Source organism: Micromonospora globispora (genome assembly GCF_003857015.1).
GTDB lineage: Bacteria > Actinomycetota > Actinomycetes > Mycobacteriales > Micromonosporaceae > Micromonospora > Micromonospora globispora.
In genome coordinates this window covers 1-4,246 of sequence record NZ_QGGF01000011.1, presented here as the reverse complement: position 1 = coordinate 4,246, position 4,246 = coordinate 1, and the positions used below count along the sequence as shown (strand labels likewise).

General features: G+C 71.4%; 4 protein-coding genes and 1 pseudogene. 3 read left to right on the top strand and 2 right to left on the bottom strand.

Translation table 11 applies throughout. From position 1 onward, the window contains the following. The 3 genes from DKL51_RS00270 to DKL51_RS00260 all read left to right on the top strand — a co-directional run. On the top strand, window positions 1-880 hold an 880-nt coding region (locus tag DKL51_RS00270), incomplete at its 5' end, for a class E sortase (RefSeq protein WP_260428311.1). A gap of 2 nt (window positions 881-882) precedes the next feature. Next, window positions 883-1,161 carry a hypothetical protein gene (locus tag DKL51_RS00265; RefSeq protein ID WP_109947619.1) on the top strand — a complete coding sequence of 93 codons (279 nt, stop codon included), beginning with the start codon at window positions 883-885 and terminating at the stop codon, window positions 1,159-1,161. 4 nt (window positions 1,162-1,165) lie between these two features. Continuing rightward, on the top strand, window positions 1,166-1,816 hold the full coding sequence (locus DKL51_RS00260; RefSeq protein ID WP_124811600.1) for an aminodeoxychorismate/anthranilate synthase component II: 651 nt from the start codon (window positions 1,166-1,168) through the stop codon (window positions 1,814-1,816). 267 nt (window positions 1,817-2,083) lie between these two features. Here DKL51_RS00260 and pknB read toward each other — a convergent pair whose 3' ends face one another. Then, window positions 2,084-3,901, bottom strand: a complete 1,818-nt coding sequence (gene pknB / locus DKL51_RS00255) for a Stk1 family PASTA domain-containing Ser/Thr kinase (RefSeq protein WP_109947617.1) — start codon at window positions 3,899-3,901, stop codon at window positions 2,084-2,086. Then, a pseudogene (locus tag DKL51_RS00250) lies at window positions 3,898-4,246 on the bottom strand (serine/threonine protein kinase); the annotation flags it as partial. The gene pknB and the pseudogene DKL51_RS00250, both read right to left, overlap by 4 nt.

Here is a 4,246-nt window from a genome sequence, read left to right as displayed (position 1 = left end):
CGCCAGCACCCCGCCGGCCACCCCCGCCATGGACTCGACCGCGCTGATGGGTGCCGTACCGCCCGTCCGGGACAGCGGCGATGCCGAGCAGGCCGACACCCCGGCCGAGCCGCCCCACCCCCGCCGGGGCGAGCGCGTGGTGCAGCTGCGCCCGGAGCAGACCGGCGAGGGGTACAAGAGCGTCTACTCGGAGCTGACCCGCCCCTCCTTCGCGTCCCGGCTCCGGACCGGCGTCCGGGTCACCGGCGAGGTGCTGATCACCTTCGGCCTGGTGGTGCTGCTCTTCGCCGGGTACGAGATCTGGGGCAAGTCGGTGATCGTCGACGCCCACCAGAACGACCTCAGCAGCCAGCTGGCCCAGGAGTGGGGGCCCACCGGCGACCCGACGGTTTCGCCCGGCCCCAGCGAGGACCCGAAGCCGCCGGCGGAGGGCAAGCCGGTCGCCGGCCTCTACATCCCGAAGCTCGACAAGCACTGGATCGTGGTCGAGGGCGTCACCCAGGAGGACATCCGGTACGCCCCGGGCCACTACCCGAAGAGCGCCATGCCGGGCCAGGTGGGCAACTTCGCCGTCGCCGGGCACCGCATCCGGGCCACCTTCTGGCGCTTGGACGAGCTGCGCAACGGCGACAACATCGTCGTCGAGGGCAAGACCGAGTGGTACATCTACAAGGTCTACAAGACCCGGATCGTCAAGCCGACCCAGGTCGAGGTGGTGGCGCCGGTGCCGATGAAGCCGGGCGCCACGCCGACCGAGAAGCTGCTCACCCTGACCACCTGCAACCCCAAGTTCGACAACTACCAGCGGCTGATCATCCACGCCCGGCTGGACCACGAGCTGGCCAAGTCGGCGGGTCGCCCACCGGAGCTGGGAGGCTGACGATGTACGCGTGGATCTGGCGCAAGCTTCCCTACGGGCTGGCCGGCAAGATCACCGGCTCGGTGCTGCTCGCCGTGGCGGCGGTCGCCCTGCTCTGGATCGTGGTCTTCCCATGGGCCGAGCCGCTGCTCCCCTTCGACGACGTCCAGGTCACCCAGGACTCGGGTGTGCCGGCTGACGGCCCCGGTGGACTCACCGTGCCCAGCGCGACTCCGAGCCATGAGGAGATCCCGTACGACACGGAGACGAACAACACTCCGCCCTCCACCCCCAGCAGGTGACCCGATGCGCGTCCTGGTGATCGACAACTACGACTCGTTCGTCTTCAACCTGGTGCAGTACCTCGGCCAGCTCGGGGTCGACTGCGACGTGCGGCGCAACGACGAGATCGACGTCGCCGAGGTGGGCCGGGTCGGGGCTGACGGCGTCCTGCTCTCGCCGGGGCCAGGCAGCCCGGATCGTGCCGGCATCTGCCTGGACGTCATCCGGGAGTACGCGGGCAAGCTGCCCCTCTTCGGGGTCTGCCTGGGCCATCAGGCCATCGGCGAGGCGTTCGGGGGCACCGTGACCCGGGCGCCCGAGCTGCTGCACGGCAAGACCTCGAAGGTACGCCACCACTCGCTCGGGGTGCTCGCCGGGCTGCCGAACCCGTTCACCGCCACCCGCTACCACTCGCTCGCCGTCCTGCCCGAGACGCTGCCGGACGAGCTGGAGGTCACCGGCTGGACGGAGTCCGGGGTGGTGATGGCGATGCGACACCGCACCCTGCCCGTCGAGGGCGTCCAGTTCCACCCCGAGTCGGTGCTCACCGAGGGTGGGCACCTCATGCTGGCGAACTGGCTCGCCGTCTGCGGCTTCCCGGAGGCGCTGGAGCGGGCGCCGGAGCTGGCCGCCGCGGTGGACGCCCGCCGCCGCGCCGCCTTCGCCGCCGCCTGACGACGCTCGCGACTTGACGGCGCTCGCCGCCGCTCACCGCTCGGCCTGCTCGACTCTTGCCGGCTCTCGGTCCGTGGAGCGCCTGGCTCCCCGCTTGATCGACTCCGTTTCGGCGATGTTGCGGTATCCCGATGATCCGGACACCGCAATGTCGGCGACCTGGAGTGGATCCACCTCGACCGGTGCCGGCCCGGGTACGGTCATGCCCGGGCATGGACGCGGGGCGTCGGGCGGACCGGCGCTACGAGCGCCGGTCCGCCCGGGGCGTCACTCGGGGGCGACTCCGCCCGGTGGGGTGGTCGGGATCGGCCACCCACCCCCGCCACCGGGGGCGGTGGGCGTGCTGGTCGGGGTAGGCGAGCTTCCGCTCGGCTCCGGCGACGCCGTCTCCTCGGGCAGCGGGACGGTGACCTCGATGGTGACCGTCTCACCCTTCTTCAGGTTGATGCCCGCGTTCGGGGTCTGGTCGGCGACCTTCCCGGCCTCGGCCGCCGGCACCTCGTCCCCCTTGCGGATCTTCCACTTGTAGCCGGCTTCCTCCAGCCGCTTGATGGCCCGATCCTGCGGCAGCCCGACCACGTCCGGCACCTGGGCGATGTTGCCCTTGGACACCTGGACCTTGACCGTCGAGTTCTCCTGGACCTTCTCACCCACGCCCGGGTCGATCTTGGTGACGGTGTCCTTCGGCTCGCCGCTGTTCACGTACTCCGGATCGACCTTGAGGTTCAGGTCTTCGAGCTGCTGCTTGACGTTGTCGTAGGGGTTGCCGATCACGGAGGGAATGGTCACCAGCTTCGGGCCGCCGCAGACCTGGTAGATGACCTCGCGGTTCTTCTCAAGCTGGGTACCGGGAGCGGGGGTCTGACCGACCACCGTGCCCTTCGCGCAGGTGGCGTTCTGCACCGGATCACCGGGCTGCGGAGTGAGCCCCGCCTGCCGGATCAGGGCCGCGGCAGCATCTCCCGTCTTGCCGTTCAGATCCGGCACCGCCACCTTGTCGGCACCGCTCTGGTTGAGCAGCAGGGCCGCGACCAGAGCGATCACCGCGAGCACGCCGAGCGCGGCGAAGGTGGCGATCACCCACGACGAGCTCTTCCGCTTGCGCGGGTCACCGACCGCGGCCGGTACCTGCTGCCGGGTCTGCGGCCCCATCACCTGCGTCTGGTAGCCCGCGGCCGCGGCGGCCGGGGCCATCGGCGCGGTCTCGTCCACCGGCAGCACCGGGGTGGCCATCACCGGCCGGCCGGCGGCGGCGCGGAGCAGGTCCGCCCGCATCTCGCCGGCGCTCTGGTACCGGTTGAGCGGGTTCTTCGACAGGGCCTTGAGCACGATCGCGTCGACCGCCGGGTTGACGTCCGGGTTGATCGAGCTCGGCGTCGGCGGCGCCTCCCGCACGTGCTGGTACGCGACGCTGACCGGACTGTCGCCGACGAACGGCGGGTGCCCGCAGAGCAGCTCGAAGAGGACGCAGCCGGCCGCGTACACGTCGGAGCGGGCGTCCACCGCCTCGCCGCGCGCCTGCTCCGGGGAGAGGTACTGCGCGGTGCCGATCACGGCGCTGGTCTGGGTCATCGTGGTGGCGCCGCTGGCCAGGGCCCGTGCGATGCCGAAGTCCATCACCTTGACCTGGCCGGTCTGGGTGAGCATCACGTTGCCCGGCTTGATGTCCCGGTGGATGATGCCGTGCCGGTGGCTGAAATCCAGCGCCGCGCACATGTCGGCGCAGATCTCCAGCGCCCGGCGCGGCTGGAGCCGCCCCTCGGCGCCGAGCACCTCCTTGAGGGTCCGCCCGTTGACGAACTCCATCACGATGAACGGCAGCGTCTCGCCGGTCGCCGCGGTCTCCTCGCCGGTGTCGTACACGGCGACGATGGCCGGGTGGTTGAGGGAGGCGGCGTTCTGCGCCTCCCGGCGGAACCGCATCTGGAAGGTGGCGTCCCGGGCCAGGTCGGCCCGGAGCATCTTGATCGCGACGTCCCGACCGAGCCGGAGATCACGGCCGCGGTGCACCTCCGCCATGCCGCCGTAGCCGAGCAGCTCGCCGACCTGGTACCTGCCACCGAGCAGGCGGGCCTGCGCTGTCATCGCGTCTCTCGTCCTTCGCTCGTCGTCGTCTCGCCGCCACCCGGCTGGAGCCGTACCACCCGACGGTACGACGCCAGGGCCAGATCGTCGCCTCCGTGGGGCCGCAGCGCGCCGGAGGTCACGCTCACCGGAGCGAGCGCGCCGGTGTCGCCGGACCCGTCTCTCTTCCGGAAGTTGTAGGAAATCACGCCGGAGCAGAGCAGGACCAGTACGGCCACCAGGATGGCGACCAGCCACAGCCCGGACCGGGACCGGCGGGGGGCCGGCAGCGGTGCAGCCGGGGCGGCGGGCCGAGCGTACCCGGGCGGGTTGTGCGGAACGGCCGCCGCGCCGGCTGCACCGCTG